We start from the raw sequence: 21,341 nt of genomic DNA, 5'->3' as shown, positions 1-21,341 counted from the left end.
AGCATCTTCTAGGTTTTTTATGTAGAAAATAAATTGCTGGTATAAGGAAATTAAGGAGGGGGGATTTGCCGACGTAAGTCGGCAAACAAAAATGAAGAAAATTTAAGATACGGTCCAAAACCCAGTTATATTAACTTTATCCTGCTGCAAAACAGCACGAATAGGCATTTGATTAACATCATTATCTTTTTCGGTTTGTTCTAATACACGCAATTTGCTTTCACCAACTAAATGCAGGTAAATATTTTTGCTATTTAAAATAGCTGGCAATGTTAATGTAATACGATCTAGTGGTGCAGTTAATGGTGTCATACCAACAACTTTCCGCCCAGATTTCATATCTAAACCGCTAGCCAAATTAGCAGCGCCTGGGAATAATGAGGCAGTATGCCCATCTTCTCCCATACCTAAAATCACTACATCAAATGGCATCGGAACTTTATCTAAAAGTTTTTCTGTAACTTCTGCACCATCAAATGGATTATTACAACTGTTTTTTAAACCGACAAAATTAGCCAATTTAGCATTATTTTGTAATAGATAAGTGTTCACTAACTTTTCGTTACTAGCATCATCAGTATCATCAACCCATCTATCATCCACCAACGTAATAAAAACTCTACTCCATGCTATATTTTGTTGACTAAGTGAAACAAACAGTGGAATAGGTGTTCTACCACCAGAAACCGCAATTGAAGCATGTCCTTTTTGTACAATGGCTTGTTTTAATTCATTGACGATATGTGAGGTTAAATCCTCGATCAATAATTGACTATTTTGATATTTATTTAACATAAACATAGTTATTTTTCCTTTATTCAAATTCGTGCCATGAATGCCCATCTTTAGTGATTAAGGCAACGGATGCAACTGGTCCCCAAGTTCCGGCTTGATAAGTTTTTGGTGGTTCTTTTTCTGTTTCCCATGCACTAATAATTGAATCAACCCATTTCCATGCAGCTTCAACTTCATCACGATGAACAAATAATGCTTGACGCCCCCGCATAACTTCAAGTAATAAACGCTCATAAGCATCAGCACTTTGTTGGTGAAAAGTTTCGCTGAAACTTAAGTCAAGTTTAGTGGTTTGTAAATTATGATTACTATCCAACCCTGGTACTTTATTTAGGATTTCAATATCCATACCTTCATCAGGTTGTAAACGAATCGTCAATTTATTTTGTGGCAATTCTGGATAAAATTCACTAAATAAATTAAGCGGTAATGGTTTAAAATAAACTACAACTTCAGAACATTTACTTGGTAAGCGCTTACCTGTACGTAAATAAAAAGGAACACCTGCCCAGCGCCAGTTATCAATATCAACTCGAATTGCAACAAATGTTTCAGTATTACTTTTTTGATTTGCGCCATCTTCTTCTAAATAGCCCGGCACATTAACACCATTAACAAAACCTGCTGTATATTGCCCTCGAACTACTTTTTCACGAATATTGGATTTGTTAATTGGTCTAAGCGCATTAAGTACTGCTATTTTTTCATTACGCAAGCTATCATCTTCAAGATTAGCAGGTGGGGACATGGCAATCATGGTTAATATTTGTAATAAATGGTTTTGTACCATATCACGCATTTGACCTGCCTTATCAAAATATCCCCAACGCCCTTCAATACCTACTTGTTCAGCTACCGTAATTTCAACATGATCAATAGAATTACGATCCCAAAATGACGCAAACACTGTATTAGCAAATCGTAAGGCTAATAGGTTTAATACTGATTCTTTACCTAAGTAATGATCAATACGATAAACTTGCGACTCACTAAAGAATTTAGCCACTGAATCATTGATTTCTCGAGATGACTTGAGATCTGTTCCAAGTGGTTTTTCCATCACAATGCGGTTTTGCGATTGATTTAATCCTGCAGCAGCTAAACCTTGACAAATAGTCCCAAAAGCACCCGGGTGCATTGCAAAATAGAAAATAGCTGGATGATTCAAATCAAGTTTATTTTTCAATCCTTCAAAACCAGCACTATCATTAACATCTAATTTATGAAAGTCCAATCGTTGGCTAAATCGTTGCCAAATATTATCGTCTAACGGTTCTGGCATAAACGAGATTAGTGCTTCTTTTGCTACCTCACAATAAGCGGCATGATCCCAATCAGCCCGCCCTACGCCTAAAATCTTTGTTTGTTCAGGTAGTTTTCCGTACTTTTCTAATTGATATAAAGACGGTAATAATTTACGTCTTGTCAAATCCCCTTTAGCACCAAAAATAACTAAATCGCAAGCTGGGATATCAGACATGGTTTTCTCCTACGATGGTATAATGTAATTATTCTATTATGTTGAATGGTTGGTGTACACCCGATTAATAGGATAAATCATAGTAATAGGCATTATCCTTTATTTACTCTAAAACAAAAAGGCCACCTCTGGGTGACCTTTTGTTTGAAACAAGTTATTGGGTAATTTCCCAATAAGCAAATTATGCTCGTACAAAATCCATATGAACTAATTTTGGTTTAAATGCATGACGTTGTACTGCTTGCACTTTTACTTTAACTGCTTTTCCGTCAACTTCAATAGTTAACACTTCAGAATAAAATTCTGGTTTTTCTTGCATATTAAAAACTTGGTTGTGGTCAAGCACAACAGAGACTGCAGGTTCAGTTCCACCATAAATAATGGCTGGGAATTTACCAGCGTGACGCAGGCGGCGGCTCGCACCCTTACCATGCTCTTTTCTAACTTCAGCTTTGAATGTAAACATATTAATTTCTCTTAATTATTTAAAATAGAAACCAATTACAGGCGACCCAGTAATTGGCTATCAAACTAGTGCTTTAAAAAGCGTTGGAGATTATAAAGTGTTATCCTTCTAAACGCAATCAATTAATCATATTACAAATCAGTAAAATATTGATTACGTATATGGAATATTATATGCACACTTAGATCAATTCTATTTTAAAACCATAAGTTGATTTTTTATTCGGTAATAACTTTAATGGTTTTGTGATACAACCTGCTTCGACACAAACCATAGATTTATACTCATCATCACCAAAATCTCCCATTGATTTAGCTTTATTTATCCATGGATTCCAAGTAACAATATCACTTACATTAGTATTGGTTAATTGAATTGTTCGAGTGCCATCAGTAACAGTGATTTGATTACTTGCATTGGTATAAATACGATCGACTTCTTGATTAAATGTCAATTGACCTACAGTCGCTGGTTTGTTTTCATCAGCAAGTCTTTCTTGATAAGCTTCACCTAAACCTTTGACTACAACACTATCAATATTATCAACTCCAAAATAAGTATGTAGAGCACTAGTTACATCAAAGTCTGCTGAGCAGCTTAAAGAAACTTCACAAGTTTTACCTAGATGAAGATTTAATGATACCGAGAAAGGTTTGCTACAATAAGATTCTGTCTGCGGATTATTAGTGAGCGATAAAACAAGGGTAACGCCTTGCTCGTCCTCTTTACATGAATCTAATGTCCATTCGACAAGGCGTGCAAAACCATGAGAAGGATTGCCTAACTGACCAAACCAAGGCCAACAAACAGGCACTCCACCTCGAATAGCTACACCTTTTTTAAAATTTGTTTTGTTACTCAGCCAAACAACTGGTGTTTGTTCAGTAGATGGTTGCCAAAATAATAAGTGTGCACCTTGTAATGCAACAGCAGCACAACAAGTGCTATGATTAATAACTAAAATTGGCAGTTCACCATAAATTGATTGTTTAATTGATGGGCTTAAGGATACACCTGATAAGCTACTCTCTAAAATCTCTTTATATATACTCATATTTACTCCTAAATAATAAATTTAACAACTTATTGATAATTGTATACTTCTTAAGTTAATAATAAAAACATAATAGATGCAAAAGCATTTTTTAAAGAATTGGAGTAAAATAAAGCACTATAAATAGTGAAACAACACTCTAATTGTTTTTGTCAAAAAGTTTCAGGTAACACTACGTTTATGTATAAAATCCCATTAAGTTTATATATTCATATGCCATGGTGCGTACAAAAATGTCCCTATTGCGATTTTAATTCACATACCATAAAAAAAACGCCAAATTATGAATCTTATGTAGAGCATTTGCTTAAAGACCTACAAAACGATACTATTTTCTGTTCAAACCGCTCAATTCATTCAATCTTTATCGGTGGAGGTACACCTAGTCTATTTTCAGCCGAGTTGATTGATAAATTATTATCAAATATAAATAAGATCATCCCTATACATAAGGATGCTGAAATCACCATTGAGGCTAACCCAAATTCTGTTGATATAGAAAGATTTAATGGCTATCAGCAAGCGGGTATAAACCGAATATCAATTGGCGTGCAAAGTTTTCAAACCGATAAACTTGTTAAATTAGGACGGGTACACGATCCCAAAGAAGCAATCACAGCCGGAAAACTTGCCAAAACATTAAATTTAAGAAGTTTTAATTTAGATTTAATGCATGGTTTGCCAAATCAAAGTATTGATGATGCTCTATATGACCTAAAACAAGCCATTGCTATTGCACCACCGCATTTATCTTGGTATCAATTAACGATTGAGCCAAATACGCTATTTGGTTCAAAACCACCTGTTTTACCTGATGATGATAAACTTTGGGAAATTTATCAACAAGGTAATCAATTATTAACTAAAAGTGGTTACCAACAATATGAAACCTCTGCTTATGCTAAAGAAGGATTACAATGCCAACATAATTTAAATTATTGGCGATTTGGAGACTATTTAGGCATTGGATGTGGCGCTCATGGTAAATTAACGCAACCTGATGGAAAAATTATTCGCACCATAAAAACTCGTCACCCAAAAGGGTATTTAGAGGGACGTTATTTAGATAAATATTATACAGTTCCAAAAGAGGAATTGCCTTTTGAATTTTTTATGAATCGTTTTAGACTTTTTGAACCAACACCTAAACATGAATTTGAACAACGGACTTATTTACCTTTACACTCAGTTGAAAAACAAATAGCGATTGCCATTGAAAAGAACTATTTAATTGAGGATAAACAAAACTGGCTGGTAACTGATCATGGCAAGTTATTCTTGAATTCGTTATTAGAGATGTTTTTATAGATAACATTTTGAAATACCTATATTTATCTAAAAAAACTTATCCTTTACGTTTATTTAACATGATAGATACGAACTATTTAATCAATTATTCACATATCTTTACAGACTTTCTTCAAAAAAAAGTACATACTATGTCTCGACAATGCATTATTTCATTGTTTTCCTATTCCTTATGTTTTCCCAATAACTTTTGTTATTGGGTTTTTTTTGCCTATAATTCCGATAATCACATTAATTTTAATAACTATTCAATTGAAGTATGAAAAAGGAAATGTTTTAGTTCAGCTAATGTAGAAGTTCCTTCCATCGGACCCTTTTTAGATACGGCTAAAGCACCACTAGCGTTAGCATATTGCAAGGCTTGTTCAACAGAGTAACCTGCTAACATTAAACTGACAAATGTTGCTCCGAAACAATCTCCCGCACCAGTTGGATCTATCGAGTTGACCTTGTATCCATCAGCATGAAGTTTTTGTAAATGACCTTGTTCATCAAGTCCATAATATTTAGCTCCTTTAGCCCCCCTTTTACCACAATATGTTTAATACCTTTTTTAAGCAACTTAAACATGGTTTGTTGTTCATTTTCATTATTGTTAATAAAATAGCTAACTTCGCTTTCACTAGGTAAAAATATATCGGTATACTCCATAATATAATCGAAAGATTGTTCCATTTCTGGTATATCAAACATTTCTTTGCGTAGATTAGGATCAAATGAAATTGTACCACCTTTACTTTTGATGATATCCAATGCTTTTCTCATAGCATCAATCACACGAAATGAATAAAGCGATGACCCCATTACATGCAAATGAGTACAATCTCTTAATAAGTTTTCATTAATATGGTTAAACGAAAGTAAACCACATGCACTATTTGGAATGTTAAAAATAAAATCTCTTTCATTAGAACCTTTATAAGTAACAAACGCACTACCTGTATTGGCCTTATTATGTGGAGTAATACCATCAATAATGACACCATCACTTTTAAGGCGATGGATGCACATTTTTCCAAAAATATCTTTTCCTACACAACTAAAAAAAACAACAGGAAAACCTAATTTTGCAACTTGATCTGCAAATATTGCAGGGGCGCCACTAAAAAAAGGGCCGATAAACTCCCCAGCTTGATCGAAACGCTGATTTTGTTCTTTTGCTAAAAACTCAACTAGCAGTTCGCCTATCGTGCAGATTTTAAAACGCATATTATGTCTCCAATTTGTTTTGATAAGTTACACAATATTTATTTGAAATAAGCTGCTCAAAATTAGCATCTAATAATTGTTGATGATACTCGGTTACAGCAGATCTTGATAACATCACCATATCAATATCAACTAAAGTTCCAATACTATTATCATTATTATGAATAATACGTTGCGGTAATATGCCAATTGTATGTGCTGCTTTTTTCATTATTTGTTGATAAATTCTAACCTGTTCTAAACTTTCAATAATCAATTGATTATCAGTATTGATTGAACTTAATTCGATAACAAAATGCGATATAGAAAATTGGTTCAAAATAAAATTGATCATTTTGTTATCTAACAAAAGATTCCCTTCCAGTACGGCTCCACCAACAAGCACTACTTCAGCATCGGTAAACTCTTTCGCTAATTGTGCATTGCTAATGTCATTCATAATAAGTATTAATGATTTTTTGCAATGTAAAAACGGAATAAACTTTCTTATCAAATTTCCATGGCTTAAAAACAATATATCGCCATCACTAATATAACTTAAACAGGTTTTAACTAATTCAATATCACAACTATTACTTTGTATATAACTTGGTGTATTAACACTTAGCTGATTAAACACACCTTCAGGGGTAACATAAATTGCACCACCAAAAGAACGCTTTAAATATCCTTGCTGCTCTAAATAAGTCAAATCTTGACGAATAGTCACATTTGAGACCTGAAGCAATTCAGATAATTCATCAACTTTAACTTCACCTTGCTTACGAACAATTTCTGCAATTTGTAATCGTCGTTTTAATAAACCTGAAGATGCTCTAGCCAATTTTATTTCCTACGCCATAGATAAAAATTAAGGATAGTGATAATAGAATTAATCATATATTAGGTCAACATCAAACTATGATTAGAATTTTATATTATAAATCATACCATTAATAATTAGCATTTTTTATCCCACAGCGTTTCACATATACATGTTAACTATCAAAACGAAAATTTATCAATCTTTTTTATTTCGTTTTAAAAGTAATGTTAATTTTTGTGATCTAACTCACGCGATTATTACTAGCAAAACTTTCGTTTTGAAATCATAATTAATGGAAATAATTTTCAAAACAAAAATTATTAACATAATACAAAGTGAATTAGATTATTAAGGAGAAGTTATATGACTATTATTTCAAGTAACAACATGCTAAAAAAGGCTCAAAAAGAACATTATGCTGTGCCTGCCTTTAATATCCATAACTTAGAAACTATGCAGGTCGTTGTTGAAACAGCAACAGAATTACAATCGCCCGTTATTTTGGCTGGTACATCTGGTACATACAGTTATGCAGAAACAGAAAATATACTTGCTATAGCAAATGCTTTGTCAAAAAAACATAACATTCCATTAGCTGTTCATTTAGATCATCACGAAGAATATAACGACATCATCAATAAAATTAATGCAGGAGTAAGATCGGTAATGATTGTGGCTCCCATTTTCCATATGAAGAAAATATCGCCATTGTCAAACAAGTAGTTGATATGCTCACCGCTACGATGTTAGTGTTGAAGCTGAATTAGGTCGCCTTGGTGGCGTTGAAGATGATTTAATCGTTAATGATAAAGATGCTTTATATACTAATCCAAAACAAGCTTTAGATTTTATTGAAAAAACAGGAATTGACTCCCTCGCTATCGCCATTGGTACAGCACATGGTCTTTATAAATCAGAGCCAAAACTGGATTTTGATCGTCTATCAGAAATTCGCTCTATGGTTGATATTCCTCTCGTATTACATGGCGCTTCGGGTGTTCCAGAGAAAGACGTGCGTGAGTGTATTAAGCGTGGAATTTGTAAAGTAAATGTTGCGACAGAATTAAAAATTGCATTTTCAGATGCATTAAAACAATACTTTATTGAACATCCCGATGCCAATGATCCCCGCCATTATATGAAACCTGCAAAAGCAGCAATGAAAGACATTGTCAAAAAAATTATTACAACATGTGGATGTGCAGGCAAATTATAGAGGCCAAGATGATGATCTATACATTAACACTTAACACTGCAATCGATATGAATATTCATTGTCAAGGGCTTACCCCTAATGCAGTTAATCGAACCTCTCATACTGAATATAGCCCGAATGGAAAAGGAGTCAATGTTTCAATCGTATTGCATAAATTTGATAGCCCCACTTGTGCATTAGGATTCTTTGGTGGATTTTCTGGTAAATATATTATTGATGAACTAACGAAAATACAGGTCAAGACAAAACCCTGTTTTATTGATGATATCACGCGTATTAATGTTTTTATCAATGATAATGAAAACGAATATAAATTAGTCAGTAAAGGTCCGTTTATACCTAATGATAAAAAAACAGAAATGCTAACTATTATTGAATCACTGGTTAACAATAGTTATTTAGTCATCAGTGGTAGCTTGCCAAATAATATTGAATCTGAATATTACGAGGCTATTTTAAATTTATGCAACAAAAAAATATTCAAGTTATCCTTGATATTAGTCACCCAAAATTAGGTGATTTACTCTCCTATAAACCACTATTAATTAAACCTAATGATGATGAAGTAAAAGAGATTTTTGGCTTTGAAACGAAAACAAAATCACAAGTCATTGCTGCACTAGAAAATATTCATGCACAAGGAGCGAGAAATATTTTATTAACCATGGGCGCTAAAGGGCTTTACTTTTCTAATGGGACAAATATTTGGTTTTGCAATGCTGTAAAAATCAAATTAATTAGCTCGGCTTGTGCTGGTGATGCGTCACTAGCCGCCTTTCTTAGTGAATGGCTACTTGAACAACAACATATTGAAAAAGCTATAAAAAAGGCATCAGCAACAGGTGCTAACGTTGCAGAATCAGACGGATTAGGTTTACTGAATAAAATCAATATCTATATGGATCAACTTGAAGTTACCCTAATCAAGTAAAGGAGATTGTTATGAAAAAAATATTAGCCGCTACAGGCTGCCCAACCGGTATCGCGCATACTTATATGGCTGAAGAGGCCTTAAAATCAGCGGCCCAAAAGGCTGGAGTCGACATAAAAGTGGAAACAAATGGTGCAGGTGGTATTGATAACGCCATTACTGATGCTGATATTGCCAATGCACTTGGAGTTATTATTGCAGTAGATAAAGATGTCAATCCAGATCGCTTTAATGGTTTACCCGTGATTGAAGTACTCGTTAAAGACGGTATCCATAAGGCTGCAGCACTAATCGAAAAAATTATGTCAGGTACAGTTCCTGTTCGTAAAGGCGCACAAAATAGCACTAATAACACAGTTTCATCAAACCAAGTAGAAGTAAAAGAATCGATTGGACGCCAAATCTATAAACACCTAATGAGTGGTGTGTCAAACATGCTACCATTTGTTGTCGCAGGTGGAGTACTAATTGCTTTATCATTTTTATGGGGAATCTATTCCGCCGACCCTAATAATGCCCAATATAATGAATTTGCTGCATTGTTAATGAAAATAGGTGGGCAAGCATTTGGCATAATGGTACCAATCTTTACTGGATTTATTGCCTATTCAATAAGCGGGAAACCTGGCATGGTGGCTGGTTTTGTTGGTGGCTTAATTGCCAACATTACCGGTGCAGGATTCTTAGGCGGAATTATAGCTGGCTTTGCAGCAGGCTATTTAATGCTTTATGTCAAAAAAATGTTAGATAGATTACCTCGTTCATTTGAAGGACTTAAATCGATTTTTATTATGCCATTAATTGGTGTATTTGTTATCGGTGCAGGTATGTTTTTACTTGGTGGTCCAATTGCAAGTATTAATAATGAAATGAAATCTTTCCTTGAATCATTACAATCTGCAAATCCTGTTTTACTCGGTATTGTTATTGGAGCAATGTGTTCGTTTGACTTTGGTGGTCCTGTTAATAAAGCAGCGTATGTTACTGGCACTATGTTGTTAGGTGAAGGAAATTTCTATTTCATGGCAGGTGTGTCTGCTGCTTGTATAGTACCACCCTTTGTTATTGCATTCTCTACTACTATTTTCCGCAGCAAAGCTTTCACAGAAGAAGAACGTGCTGCTGGACTTGTTAACTATGTTTTAGGTTCGACACATATTACAGAAGGAGCAATCCCATTTGCGGCTAAGGATCCTTTGCGAGTAATTCCAATTATGATGTTATCTTCTGCAATTGCATCAGTATTGACATTCATATGTCAAATTCAAGTGCCAGCGCCACATGGAGGATTTTTAGTTCTGCCATTGGTTAATAAACCATTTTTATGGGTAGGCTGTATCTTCGTAGGAGCACTAGTTGGCGCTATATTATTAGGTTTAGTACGTATTCATCAAAATCGACAATTAGTTGCCAAAAAATCAGTTTAATCAATCAAGAAATATACCGATTTATTTCGGTATATTCAATTTAGTAAGGAATAGAAATGAGCACATTAAATTTGACAGTACATGATATTTCATATCATAACTGGATCCTATTCTAAAAAAGAAGCAATTAAAGACGTATCAGAAAAGATGATCCAAGCTAAGTTAGTCAAAGACTGACTATACCCAAGCAATGTTTGATCGTGATAAACAAATTTCGACTTTTTTAGGTAACGGAATCGCCATTCCACACGGCACAACGGAAAAACGTGATAGTGTTATCCAAACTGGATTCAAAATCATATATTATCCTGAAGGAATTAATTGGGATGAAGATAATAATATAGCTTATGTTGTCATTGGTATTGCTGCAAAAACCAATGAACATTTAGATATTTTACGTCAACTAACTCGAGCAGTGATTGCTGAAGATACGCTAATACGAATTCACGCAGTTAAAACTTCGGAGGATTTATTAGCAATTCTTCAAGGTAATTAAAAGATCTTGATTTTGTAATAAAAAGAAAAGACATAAAAATGTTGTTATGAAATTATCTCGATAAAAACTATTAATAACAAAGCATTATTCCTATAAAATGTTAACAGGCGCCTACATAAAAAAGCTACAAAAGCACATTATTTTAAAAGCATATTTAATATAACGTAATGGTAATAATATTGCCTTTTCAGAAACAGAACGACAACAGTTGATGGAGCTTAAATTCGTGGGTGCCAAAATTATTGAAAGACTTGAAAAGATGAACTTCGATTCTTTCGATAAATTGTGTAATGCTAGTTTAGATGAAATCCTTAACAAAAGTACGTTATTATCAGGTTCAACTTGTTGGAAAAACAGACATCAAGCAAAAACGGTAATAACTCATTTTTTGAGTTTAACAATACGTAATATTCCTTTTATGGGTGGTAAGTACATCCAACTTTTCAATTAAACAATGATAATCGATTTTTTGATTTCTTATCTATTTTCAAGATATTTATACTGAAACGTATAGTTACCTGAAACTTTTTAACAAAAAGATAGCTGTCTATATATTCCAATTTATGTAGGTATAGTTAGTCATATTGAAAAATATAAAATGTATAATTGATTCAATATAGCTTGTTTAATCTAAAAATAACGGTATGCTTTTCGCTAACATTATCATTTTATATAAACTTTATTAATTAGTTTTTGCTCATTTAGTTGAAGTTTGGCAAAATAGACACCCTAGCTAGGCGATGATGATTGTCTTAAATGATTTGAATTTGTTAATAATAAATAAAAAGTAATATAAACATGTTATTGTTAAATAAAAGCAGGAACGGGATTAGGATGATTAGTCGAATTAAACAACCTATAAAAATATTATTCATCTTGAGTTGCCTAAGTGGTATAGCCATTTGTTCTGCACCTGCTTTTGCCGATGAAGAACAACAAATTTTACCGCAAACAATTTCACCTCAAACTGAGGAAGAAACCGATGTTAATATTCCTGTTCAATCATCTCAGGATAAACAAATTGATATCGTTATTCCTACTGAAAAACGTGAGGTAATTTACCACAAAACCATCTTTTCACTTTCAGGTCAACCAAAGTATCATGTTGACTTCCAACATGTTGATTATGTAAATCCTAATGCACCTAAAGGTGGAGTGATTAAACTGGCTGAAGTTGGCTCTTTTGATAATTTGAATCGCTATGCTAGCCGTGGAGCACCAGAGCGAAATTCGGGGGCGTTATATGACACGCTTTTTACCAATACGGCTGATGATATTACCAGTTTTTATCCACTTATTGCGACATCAATAACTTTTTCTGATAGTTATCGTTGGGCTGAGGTTACTATTAATTCCAACGCTCGTTTTCAAGATGAGAAACCAATAACTGCCCATGATGTTGAGTTTACCTTTCACAAATTTATGACCGAAGGTGTGCCTCAGTATCGTGTTTATAATAAAGGCATTACAGTTAAGGCAATAGATGATCACCATGTGCGTGTTGATATTCCCGATTCCGATCGGGAAAAACTCCTTTCATTCGTTGGTAGTATGCGAGTTATGCCGAAACATTTTTGGAAAGATCATGATCTTTCTGAACCATTAACTACACCACCAGTTGGTAGTGGTCCATACTACATTAGCGAATATAAATTAGGGCAATATGTTGTTTATCGACGTAATCCGAATTATTGGGCACGTAATTTACCTATTAATAAAGGCTTAGATAATTTTGACGAAAAACGTATTGATTATTATATGGATGATAACGTTTCGCTAGAAGCCTTTAAAGCAGGCGAATATGATTTGCGTGCTGAAGATCAACCTAAAAACTGGTTTACTCAATATCAAGGTAGATATTTTGATTCTAACCATATTATTAAACAAGAAAAACCAGTTCAAACAGCTACCGACACTAGATGGCTTGCGTTTAATTTACAAAAAGATCTATTTAAAGATATTAAAGTTCGTGAAGCCATTACCTTGGCATTTGATTTTGAATGGCTAAATCATGCCTTTTATTATGACAGTTACAAAAGACCTTATAGCTTTTTTGAAAATACCATTTATGCAGCAACTGGCATACCTAGCGAGCAAGAATTAAAATGGCTTAATGCTTATAAAGATATTATTCCAAAGCGTGCTTTCGGTAATGCCTATTATGTGCCCAAAAGTGATGGTCAGGGTTTTAATCGTAATAATTTATTAAAGGCAGCAGAATTACTAAAACAAGCTGGCTGGGAAGTTAAAGACGGTAAGCTGATTAACACTAAAACACAGCAACCATTTGAATTTGAACTGATCAGTTACCTTGGTAGTGATATTAAATATGCCATTCCCTTTCAACAAAATTTAGCACGTTTAGGGATCACCATGAATATTACCTTGCTAGATTCAGCACAACAATTACGACGTGTTCGTGAACGTGATTATGATATGGTTGCACGTGATTATTATGCCGTAAATTACCCAAGCTCTAATTTGCTAGTGCTTTGGGGCAGCGAGTATCTTAACTCATCATGGAATGCTTCGGGTTTGCATAATAAGGCTATTGATGCCATTATTGCTGAAATCACCAAACATGTGGATAATCAAGAAGAGTTAGTCCCGCTAGGACGAGCGCTTGATCGGATTTTAACGCAAGAATATCCAATGATTCCAATGTGGTATAACAGTAAAACATATTATGCATACTGGAATAAATTTGGGCAACCAGCTATACAACCTACTTATGCAATCGGTGTTGATAGTTGGTGGTATGATGCAAACAAAGCAGCTAGCCTACCTAAAAATCGGGAACATTAATATGATCAATTACCTTATTCGTCGACTGTTGCTGATTATTCCAACATTGTTTGTGATTTTAACTATCAACTTTTTTATTGTACAAGTTGCGCCAGGTGGACCCGTTGATCAGGCGCTTGCTATGATTGAAAACGGACCGCAAGCAGGGCAAGGGCTATTGCCAGGGAGCGGTAGCTCATCTGCGTCAGTGCAGCAGTATAAAAATGAATCAAATTATCGAGGTTCACGTGGTCTTGATCCCCAAGTTGTCGCAATGATAGAAAAGCAGTACGGCTTTGATAAACCGATATTTGAACGTTATATCGAAACACTAAAGAAATATATATTATTTGATTTTGGTAATAGTTTCTTTAAAAGTGAATCAGTACTAGGTTTAATTGCCAAAAGTTTACCTGTTTCAATTTCATTGGGATTATGGAGTACTTTGATTGTTTATCTCATTTCAATCCCGTTAGGCATTCGCAAAGCAGTGAAAGATGGTTCTGCATTTGATTTTTGGTCAAGTACATTAATTATTATTGGTTATGCAATACCTGCTTTTTTATTGGCAGTTTTATTTATTGTATTATTTGCTGGTGGTAGTTATTGGGATATTTTTCCTCTACGTGGGCTAATATCAAACCATTTTGATCAACTCGATTTTTGGGGCAAAATAAAAGACTACGCATGGCACATCTGTTTACCTACTATCGCAATGGTCATTGGCGGTTTTGCATCCCTCACCATGCTAACTAAAAATTCATTTTTAGATGAAATCCGCAAACAATATGTAATAACCGCACGTGCTAAAGGATTAAGTGAAAGAAAAATTTTATATAAACATGTTTTTCGCAATGCAACATTACTGATTGTATCGGGTTTTCCTGCGGCTTTTGTTGGTATTTTATTTACAGGTTCATTATTGATTGAAATTATCTTTTCGCTTAATGGACTTGGGCTATTGGGATATGAGGCAATTATACAACGTGATTACCCGGTGATTTTTGGTTCATTGTATATCTTTACATTAATCAGCCTTATTACTAAATTATTATCTGATTTATCTTATATGATGATTGACCCACGTATTGACTTTGAGGCTCGCAACTAATGACCACCCATTACTCTATTAATCAACAGCGTTGGCAACGATTTAAACAGAATCGTCGTGGTTATTATTCACTTTGGTTATTTATGATCTGTTTTGTGATTAGCTTATTTGCTGATTTTATTGTTAACGATAGACCAATTTTTATTAAATATCAGGATAATTACTATTCGCCGATTTTTCATTTTTATCCAGAAACGGAATTTGGTGGACAATTAGCCACGCAAACCAACTTTCTTGATCCTGCTGTACAAAATAAAATAGAAGCTAATGGCTGGATTTTATGGGCGCCATTTCGTTATAGCTACAATACATTAATTTATGATACATCAAACACGTTTCCAACGCCGCCTTCGGCATCACATTGGTTAGGCACCACCGATGCAGGTTTCGATGTATTAGCCAATATTTTATATGGTTTTCGCATATCTATGTTTTTTGCGATTTTCTTGACGATTTTCACTTCAATTATTGGTGTCATTTTTGGGGCTATACAAGGCTATTATGGAGGTAAAATTGATCTAATCGGTCAACGTTTCATAGAAATATGGAGTGGGTTACCAGAGCTATTTGTTATTATTCTGTTAGCCAGTATTTTACCGCTTAATTTTTGGTGGTTATTAGGTATTACCGTATTATTTGGTTGGATGGCTTTAGTAGGTGTTGTGCGTACTGAATTTTTGCGTACTCGCAATTTTGATTATATTCGTGCAGCTAAAGCAATGGGAGTTAGTGATACTAAAATTATGTTTCGTCATATCTTGCCTAATGCCATGGTGGCAACATTAACCTTTTTACCTTTTATACTTTGTGGCTCGATAACAACACTAACAGCGCTAGATTTTTTAGGTTTTGGTTTACCGATTGATTCGCCATCACTAGGACGATTATTACTACAAGGTAAAAATAATTTGCAAGCGCCTTGGCTAGGGATTAGTTCATTTTTAATTATTGCAACGCTCCTTTCATTGCTTATATTTATTGGTGAAGCAGTAAGAGATGCGTTCGATCCAAACAAAGGAGTATATCAATGAGTTCTCCTTTATTATCCGTTCAGGATTTAAGTGTTGCATTTAAACGAAGTACGCATTTACTATCGCAAGTAGTAAGTAATGTTAGTTTTGATATTAATGAGCAAGAAACACTTGCGTTAGTGGGGGAGTCAGGTTCAGGAAAAAGCATTACCGCATTATCAATTTTACGACTACTACGTAAAGAACAAGTGGTATACTCAACTGGCGATATTTTGTTTGAAGGAAAATCATTATTACATGCGCCAGATAAAGAACTTCGTAAAGTTCGTGGCAATAAAATTAGCATGATCTTCCAAGAACCGATGGTGTCATTAAATCCTCTACATACAGTTGAAAAGCAACTTTATGAAGTGCTGGCGTTACATCGAGGAATGAAGCGTAATCAAGCTCGTGGCGAAATTTTACAATACCTTGATCGTGTAGGCATTAAGGAACCAAAAAGTAAATTATCAGCTTATCCTCATCAACTATCTGGTGGCGAAAGGCAGCGAGTAATGATTGCTATGGCAATATTAACGCATCCAAAGTTACTTATTGCTGACGAACCGACAACAGCACTAGATGTATCTGTACAGGCACAAATTATTCAGTTACTAAAAGAGTTAAAGAAAGAACTCAATATGAGTATGCTTTTTATTTCGCATAACCTTGGTATTGTTAAAAAGCTTGCTGATAAAGTGGCTGTTATGCAACAGGGCCAAATTATTGAATACAATAATAAACAGCGTGTCTTTTTACGTCCACAGCATGAATATACTCAAACACTATTGAATTCAGAGCCAAAAGGTGAACCTGTACCATTGCCCGATTCACCTGGAATATTACTTAATGTTAATCACCTTAATGTTGAAGTCATTACCAAAAAACGTTTATTTAGCAGCCAAAAGAAGAAAATTATCAACAATATTGGGTTTGCTGTACACCAAGGTGAAACGGTTGGTATTGTAGGTGAGTCAGGATCGGGGAAAAGCACTACAGCATTAGCAATTTTACGGCTAATTAAATCGCAAGGTGATATTTTATTTGATAGCCATCCGATACAAAATCTAACAGGTAAAAAACTGTTACCATTTCGAAGCCGTATCCAAGTAGTATTTCAAGATCCGTTCTCTTCGCTTAATCCTCGCCTCAATGTTGAGCAAATTATTAGTGAAGGATTAATGACTCATAAAAAATTAAACAAAGTTCAGCGTGAACAAGCGGTAATCGATATTATGCAAGAAGTTGGCCTTGATCCTGAAATGCGTTATCGCTACCCAACTGAGTTTTCTGGCGGTCAGCGTCAAAGAATAGCGATTGCTCGCGCGTTAATTTTACAACCAGAATTATTGATTTTAGACGAACCTACTTCATCGTTGGATCATACTATTCAAAAACAAATTATTAATTTACTGAAATCATTGCAAGAAAAGCATCAGCTTAGTTATTTGTTTATTAGCCATGATTTAGCGTTGGTTTACACTATGTGTCACCAAGTGGTTGTTATGAAAGATGGTAGTATTATTGAGCAAGGCTCACGTGAGAAGATCTTCTATTCTCCTGAAGATGAATATACAAAAGCATTACTTTCATTTTTAGATAAGCCACCTCGAAAGAAAAGTAACACTATGATACATAAAGATAAAATTGACAAAACAGAGCAATTTACTCATAAGGATGAATCTCAACAAGATCTACAGCGAGATAAGAGAAAAGATAGAGAGGTCAGTTGGGAAAATGCCCTGTTAATGCGTAGAAAATAAATATGCAACGCAATAATTTAACAATGGTTTATAATATAAACCATTGTTAATAAGTCAATATATCAATTTATTTAGCAGGTTTATTATGCAAAAACGAATACTACCTTTTTTATTAACCCCTTGCTTATCAATAATTCCAATAAATGCCATGGCGATAACCTGTAGTGATAATCCTACTCAGAATACAGTTGAGGCAAATAACTATATCTTTCAAATCCTCGATTATATTGACTCACCAGTAAGAAATATTAAACAAGAGATTCGGACTTCAACTACCAAATTGGGAACGGATACTAACAGCTCTACAGCTAAGCACAAACTAGAATATGCTTCTAACGGACTTATCACACAAAGCCATTATGATCTTTATTCAGATAAAAATACCCGTATTTACTCGGAACACCTACAAAAAAATAAATCTGGTTGGGAAAATATCATTGAAGATGTAGAAGATAAAACTAACAGCATTATCCAATTTAATACCGATGAACAAGGCAAAATTGTCGTATCACAGCAAACTAAAAAAGCTACCGATTTTGTCTTTTTTGAAACAGATACTTATGTATACGACAGTAATAATTGTCTTATCAATAAAAATGTACAATGGCTACTTAAAGAAACTGATGAGAATGGTAACTATACAGGTAAAGAACAAAAAGGGGCTTCAATTTATACATTTAGATATCAAGAGCAACAGCTAACCAAAGTGTTGTATCAATTTAGTAATAATATGAAAAATGAGAGTGATTTTTCGTATCAATATGATAATGGTCATCATCGATTAACAACCATTGAAGCTACTTATTTATCATCAGGCAAAGAAGTGGCTCATTATGTAACTAATTTTTCAACCTTTAATGAAAAAAATGATTGGCTAACAGCAATTAAAGTTAAAAGTAATCAAAGTGATAGGCAGGCAACTATTACCCGAGAACTTACTTATTATTAGTCTATAAAATACACAAAACGTGATTTGATTGATAACGTTTTGTGTATTTTTGCCGTTGTTCTTACAATTCAAAAAAATATCTCTTACATTCGAATAAACAATATATAAATAGCATGTAATGTCCATGCTAATGCTAATCCAAACGTCAGTAATTTTTCACGTTTAGGATAGATTTTACGCTCGTGTAAAATGGATAAAATTTGTTGTAATCCACACCAGATAGGTAATGAAATCATCAAAAATAAAAAAACTTTACCAATTTCTTTATTGGCTATTTTAAGAATATAAGAACGTGTTATTGCATCGCCAAAAGGAATAATAAATGCCAAAATGACAAGCACAACTGGTAAAAAAATTGCAGCCCATGTACCGCCTAAAGCAAATAATCCTTTTATGACTTTTCCATCAGTATTTTTAACTTGAATTTGTTGATTTTTCATTAATTCAATACCACTCACTTCAATACAAATAAAAATAAAAAAATCGAAACAGTTAGCATCACCATCCACAGTCCCGCAATCAGTAATAATGCGTTAGATTTTTTATTAAATGTTGTGCAAGGTAAAGCTTTGGGTATTAAATTAAACCAAACTATTGAATGGTAAACACTAATAAATAATGCAATACAATTAAGCACCACAACAAAAGGGCTACGTAAAAAGAAGATAAAACGGTAAAACTCATCTTGTCCAACAGTGTTAGTGTACATACATATTACGCCATACATTAAAACTAAACTTACCCAAATCATCGAAAAAGGAACTAATTTATGCATAATTGAAATTATAAAAGAGCGTTTTACATCGGTTTGAGTCGTATCAAGGCAATTATTGGTATTTTGTTGATTCATAAATCTCTCTTGGTAGCATTGTGTTTTATGCTAGTAATAGTTTGGTAGTTTTTTACTTGGTTATTACAAGTGTTAATCTGCTTTATCTTGCTAACTTATAACAATTCATAATATAACCTTTTAATACAGCAATACTATAAAAAAGTACGTCTAATTTTAGTGAGTAGTCATGCTTGGATAAAAAAGAAAGCCCAATATAAAGTAAGTATCAGAATTATCATTGCTATATTACTTATATTTTTAATAATGCATAGCAAGGTAAATCCATCTAACTAAGGCGATCGAAAATATAAATATAATAAACCTAGTGGAGCAAGTAACCAAGCAAAACCAAAACACAGCGCCATTGTCCATATTTTTACTATTAAGAACAATTCTGTTCGTACAATAAATAAATTATCCCCAACTATGTAATTCACAACACCTTCATAAACAAATCTAGAATATGGATATAATCCCCATTGTATTAAAATACATATACCTAAATATATACTTTCAGGATTTTTAAACTTAAACATGATTAAACAAAAAAGCGGTACAACAAATATTAAACAAAATAGATATTGTCGTATCAAATAACCTAGAGTTAATGCCCCAAATGTTTTTTTTAGAAAATTAGCCATAAAACCCATTCTTAATATTTATCTTTTATTGTACTTTAATTTAAGAGATCATTTTTATAATTTTTAAATTCCAGAATCATACAAACCAGCCATATTTTTATAAATTAAAAATAATAATATTATATCGTTTTTGAATAATGCTTTAATTTGCTTCGGGTTTATTTTAACAAGGTATTTTTATAATGCAAATTAATGAAATTATAAAAGGGCCTTTACATCGGTTTTAGTGGTATCAAGGCAATTATTGTTACTTTATTGTCATAAGTGTTAATTTGCTCTATGTCGTTATTCTAAAAGCAAATCATAAAGAGTTTTAATATATCATATGCTAAACAAAAGTACGCCAAAAACAACATTAATGTGATCTCTGTTTTATTGATATATAGGATCTTTATTAACACAAATGAAAACAATAAAATCAATTATATATCCAAATTTTTATCAATTATTTGTAAAAAAGAATTGAGCTATTCACACTTCATGATTGAAATAATCCTCTAAAAACATCATAAGATGTTTCACCTGAAATTGCTTTATATAATTTAACCGTATTATCAACTTAATATTAATAATTAATTGTTTTTATTTATTAAGCTATTTTTTCCTGACCTAGATTACACCATGAAGTGCAATTCTTCTTAGCTCCTTAGAATAAAAATCGGCAGGGCTTTTAAACTTATGCCGTTTTCTTGGGCGTGTGTTCAATAGATATTGTATTTTCTTTATCTGTTTGTCGTCAACTACTGAAATGGCCGCTGACTTAGGTATAAACTGACGTATTAAGCCATTGGTGTTTTCATTTGTGCCTCTTTGCCAGCTTTTATAAGGCTCCGCAAAGTACACGATGGTGTTTAAATAATGCTCAATAGCATGATGATAATTAAATTCGGTTCCATTATCAAAGGTGATGCTTTTAATCATTTTTTTAAACGGCGTTAGCAATTTTATTATCATATCTCTCGTTTCGGAGGCGGTACGTTGATTGAGGCGCCCAATTAATACTAGCCCTGTTTTGCGTTCAACTAATGTCACCAATGCTTGCTTGTCTTTACGGCTAATAATCG

At 33.5% G+C, this 21,341-nt stretch carries 16 protein-coding genes and 5 pseudogenes; 11 read left to right on the top strand and 10 right to left on the bottom strand.

The features are described 5' to 3' along the window. Positions 1-102 precede the first annotated feature (102 nt). The 4 genes from pgl to A9G37_RS02000 form a co-directional block, all read right to left on the bottom strand. Positions 103-801, bottom strand: a complete 699-nt coding sequence (gene pgl / locus A9G37_RS02015; RefSeq protein WP_065560400.1) for a 6-phosphogluconolactonase — start codon at positions 799-801, stop codon at positions 103-105. 13 nt (positions 802-814) lie between these two features. Continuing rightward, positions 815-2,275 carry a glucose-6-phosphate dehydrogenase gene (gene zwf / locus A9G37_RS02010; RefSeq protein WP_034910197.1) on the bottom strand — a complete coding sequence of 487 codons (1,461 nt, stop codon included), beginning with the start codon at positions 2,273-2,275 and terminating at the stop codon, positions 815-817. A gap of 181 nt (positions 2,276-2,456) precedes the next feature. Next, positions 2,457-2,741, bottom strand: a complete 285-nt coding sequence (rplY, locus tag A9G37_RS02005) for a 50S ribosomal protein L25 (RefSeq protein WP_034910200.1) — start codon at positions 2,739-2,741, stop codon at positions 2,457-2,459. 181 nt (positions 2,742-2,922) lie between these two features. After that, on the bottom strand, positions 2,923-3,795 hold the full coding sequence (locus tag A9G37_RS02000) for a D-hexose-6-phosphate mutarotase (protein WP_051634138.1): 873 nt from the start codon (positions 3,793-3,795) through the stop codon (positions 2,923-2,925). Between the two features lie 180 nt (positions 3,796-3,975). On the opposite strand from A9G37_RS02000, the gene hemW reads away from it, so the two are divergent. After that, complete coding sequence (gene hemW, locus A9G37_RS01995; protein WP_034910203.1) at positions 3,976-5,103, top strand: radical SAM family heme chaperone HemW; 1,128 nt, start codon at positions 3,976-3,978, stop codon at positions 5,101-5,103. 244 nt (positions 5,104-5,347) lie between these two features. Here the strand turns inward: hemW and A9G37_RS01990 are convergent. Together A9G37_RS01990 and A9G37_RS01985 are read right to left on the bottom strand one after the other, a co-directional pair. Next, positions 5,348-6,312, bottom strand: a pseudogene (locus tag A9G37_RS01990) (sugar kinase). A gap of 1 nt (position 6,313) precedes the next feature. Then, positions 6,314-7,135: a DeoR/GlpR family DNA-binding transcription regulator gene (locus tag A9G37_RS01985; RefSeq protein WP_065574471.1), complete on the bottom strand. Its 822-nt coding sequence runs from the start codon at positions 7,133-7,135 to the stop codon at positions 6,314-6,316. 345 nt (positions 7,136-7,480) lie between these two features. Here A9G37_RS01985 and A9G37_RS13415 point away from each other — a divergent pair. From A9G37_RS13415 to A9G37_RS01935, 10 genes and pseudogenes are all read left to right on the top strand, one after another. Continuing rightward, positions 7,481-8,333, top strand: a pseudogene (locus tag A9G37_RS13415) (tagatose bisphosphate family class II aldolase). Between the two features lie 11 nt (positions 8,334-8,344). Then, positions 8,345-9,264: pseudogene (pfkB, locus tag A9G37_RS13410) on the top strand (1-phosphofructokinase). A gap of 11 nt (positions 9,265-9,275) precedes the next feature. Next, complete coding sequence (locus tag A9G37_RS01970; protein ID WP_065574470.1) at positions 9,276-10,691, top strand: PTS fructose transporter subunit IIC; 1,416 nt, start codon at positions 9,276-9,278, stop codon at positions 10,689-10,691. Between the two features lie 184 nt (positions 10,692-10,875). After that, a pseudogene (locus A9G37_RS01965) lies at positions 10,876-11,187 on the top strand (PTS sugar transporter subunit IIA); the annotation flags it as partial. Between the two features lie 226 nt (positions 11,188-11,413). Then, positions 11,414-11,638 (top strand): helix-hairpin-helix domain-containing protein, encoded by a 225-nt coding sequence (locus A9G37_RS12715; protein ID WP_176701841.1) that lies wholly within the window; start codon positions 11,414-11,416, stop codon positions 11,636-11,638. A 383-nt stretch (positions 11,639-12,021) separates the two neighbouring features. Then, a complete protein-coding gene (locus A9G37_RS01955) occupies positions 12,022-13,992 on the top strand; it encodes an extracellular solute-binding protein (protein ID WP_081297612.1) in 1,971 nt (656 codons plus the stop codon). Between the two features lies 1 nt (position 13,993). Next, a complete protein-coding gene (locus A9G37_RS01950) occupies positions 13,994-15,082 on the top strand; it encodes a microcin C ABC transporter permease YejB (protein WP_065574467.1) in 1,089 nt (362 codons plus the stop codon). Next, positions 15,082-16,113 carry an ABC transporter permease gene (locus A9G37_RS01945; protein ID WP_034910222.1) on the top strand — a complete coding sequence of 344 codons (1,032 nt, stop codon included), beginning with the start codon at positions 15,082-15,084 and terminating at the stop codon, positions 16,111-16,113. The genes A9G37_RS01950 and A9G37_RS01945 overlap by 1 nt, the downstream gene beginning before the upstream one ends. After that, positions 16,110-17,693: pseudogene (gene yejF / locus A9G37_RS01940) on the top strand (microcin C ABC transporter ATP-binding protein YejF); the annotation flags it as partial. The gene A9G37_RS01945 and the pseudogene yejF, both read left to right, overlap by 4 nt. Positions 17,694-17,940: 247 nt before the next feature. After that, positions 17,941-18,804 (top strand): hypothetical protein, encoded by an 864-nt coding sequence (locus A9G37_RS01935; RefSeq protein WP_065574465.1) that lies wholly within the window; start codon positions 17,941-17,943, stop codon positions 18,802-18,804. Between the two features lie 83 nt (positions 18,805-18,887). Here A9G37_RS01935 and frdD read toward each other — a convergent pair whose 3' ends face one another. The 4 genes from frdD to A9G37_RS01915 form a co-directional block, all read right to left on the bottom strand. Further along, positions 18,888-19,244 (bottom strand): fumarate reductase subunit FrdD, encoded by a 357-nt coding sequence (gene frdD, locus A9G37_RS01930; RefSeq protein ID WP_065560802.1) that lies wholly within the window; start codon positions 19,242-19,244, stop codon positions 18,888-18,890. Positions 19,245-19,258: 14 nt separating this feature from the next. Beyond that, entirely contained in the window at positions 19,259-19,654 is a 396-nt protein-coding gene (locus A9G37_RS01925; RefSeq protein ID WP_065574464.1) for a hypothetical protein, read from the bottom strand. A 272-nt stretch (positions 19,655-19,926) separates the two neighbouring features. Then, a complete protein-coding gene (locus A9G37_RS01920; protein ID WP_065574489.1) occupies positions 19,927-20,277 on the bottom strand; it encodes a hypothetical protein in 351 nt (116 codons plus the stop codon). Positions 20,278-20,886: 609 nt separating this feature from the next. Then, the coding region (locus A9G37_RS01915) for an IS30 family transposase (protein WP_141671010.1) at positions 20,887-21,341 on the bottom strand (455 nt) is incomplete at its 5' end.

This window comes from Gilliamella sp. GillExp13 (genome assembly GCF_001690815.1).
GTDB lineage: Bacteria > Pseudomonadota > Gammaproteobacteria > Enterobacterales > Orbaceae > Gilliamella > Gilliamella bombi.
Note: the sequence above shows the minus strand (reverse complement) of the source record. Positions and strands in the feature narration are given on the sequence as shown.

Bases quoted from the DNA above. Each gene is read 5' to 3' on its own strand.
- pgl (WP_065560400.1), bottom strand. From the start codon at position 801: ATGTTTATGTTAAATAAATATCAAAATAGTCAATTATTGATCGAGGAT.
- zwf (WP_034910197.1), bottom strand. From the start codon at position 2,275: ATGTCTGATATCCCAGCTTGCGATTTAGTTATTTTTGGTGCTAAAGGG.
- rplY (WP_034910200.1), bottom strand. From the start codon at position 2,741: ATGTTTACATTCAAAGCTGAAGTTAGAAAAGAGCATGGTAAGGGTGCG.
- A9G37_RS02000 (WP_051634138.1), bottom strand. From the start codon at position 3,795: ATGAGTATATATAAAGAGATTTTAGAGAGTAGCTTATCAGGTGTATCC.
- hemW (WP_034910203.1), top strand. From the start codon at position 3,976: ATGTATAAAATCCCATTAAGTTTATATATTCATATGCCATGGTGCGTA.
- A9G37_RS01970 (WP_065574470.1), top strand. From the start codon at position 9,276: ATGAAAAAAATATTAGCCGCTACAGGCTGCCCAACCGGTATCGCGCAT.
- A9G37_RS01955 (WP_081297612.1), top strand. From the start codon at position 12,022: ATGATTAGTCGAATTAAACAACCTATAAAAATATTATTCATCTTGAGT.
- A9G37_RS01950 (WP_065574467.1), top strand. From the start codon at position 13,994: ATGATCAATTACCTTATTCGTCGACTGTTGCTGATTATTCCAACATTG.
- A9G37_RS01945 (WP_034910222.1), top strand. From the start codon at position 15,082: ATGACCACCCATTACTCTATTAATCAACAGCGTTGGCAACGATTTAAA.
- A9G37_RS01935 (WP_065574465.1), top strand. From the start codon at position 17,941: ATGCAAAAACGAATACTACCTTTTTTATTAACCCCTTGCTTATCAATA.
- frdD (WP_065560802.1), bottom strand. From the start codon at position 19,244: ATGAAAAATCAACAAATTCAAGTTAAAAATACTGATGGAAAAGTCATA.
- A9G37_RS01925 (WP_065574464.1), bottom strand. From the start codon at position 19,654: ATGAATCAACAAAATACCAATAATTGCCTTGATACGACTCAAACCGAT.
- A9G37_RS01920 (WP_065574489.1), bottom strand. From the start codon at position 20,277: ATGGCTAATTTTCTAAAAAAAACATTTGGGGCATTAACTCTAGGTTAT.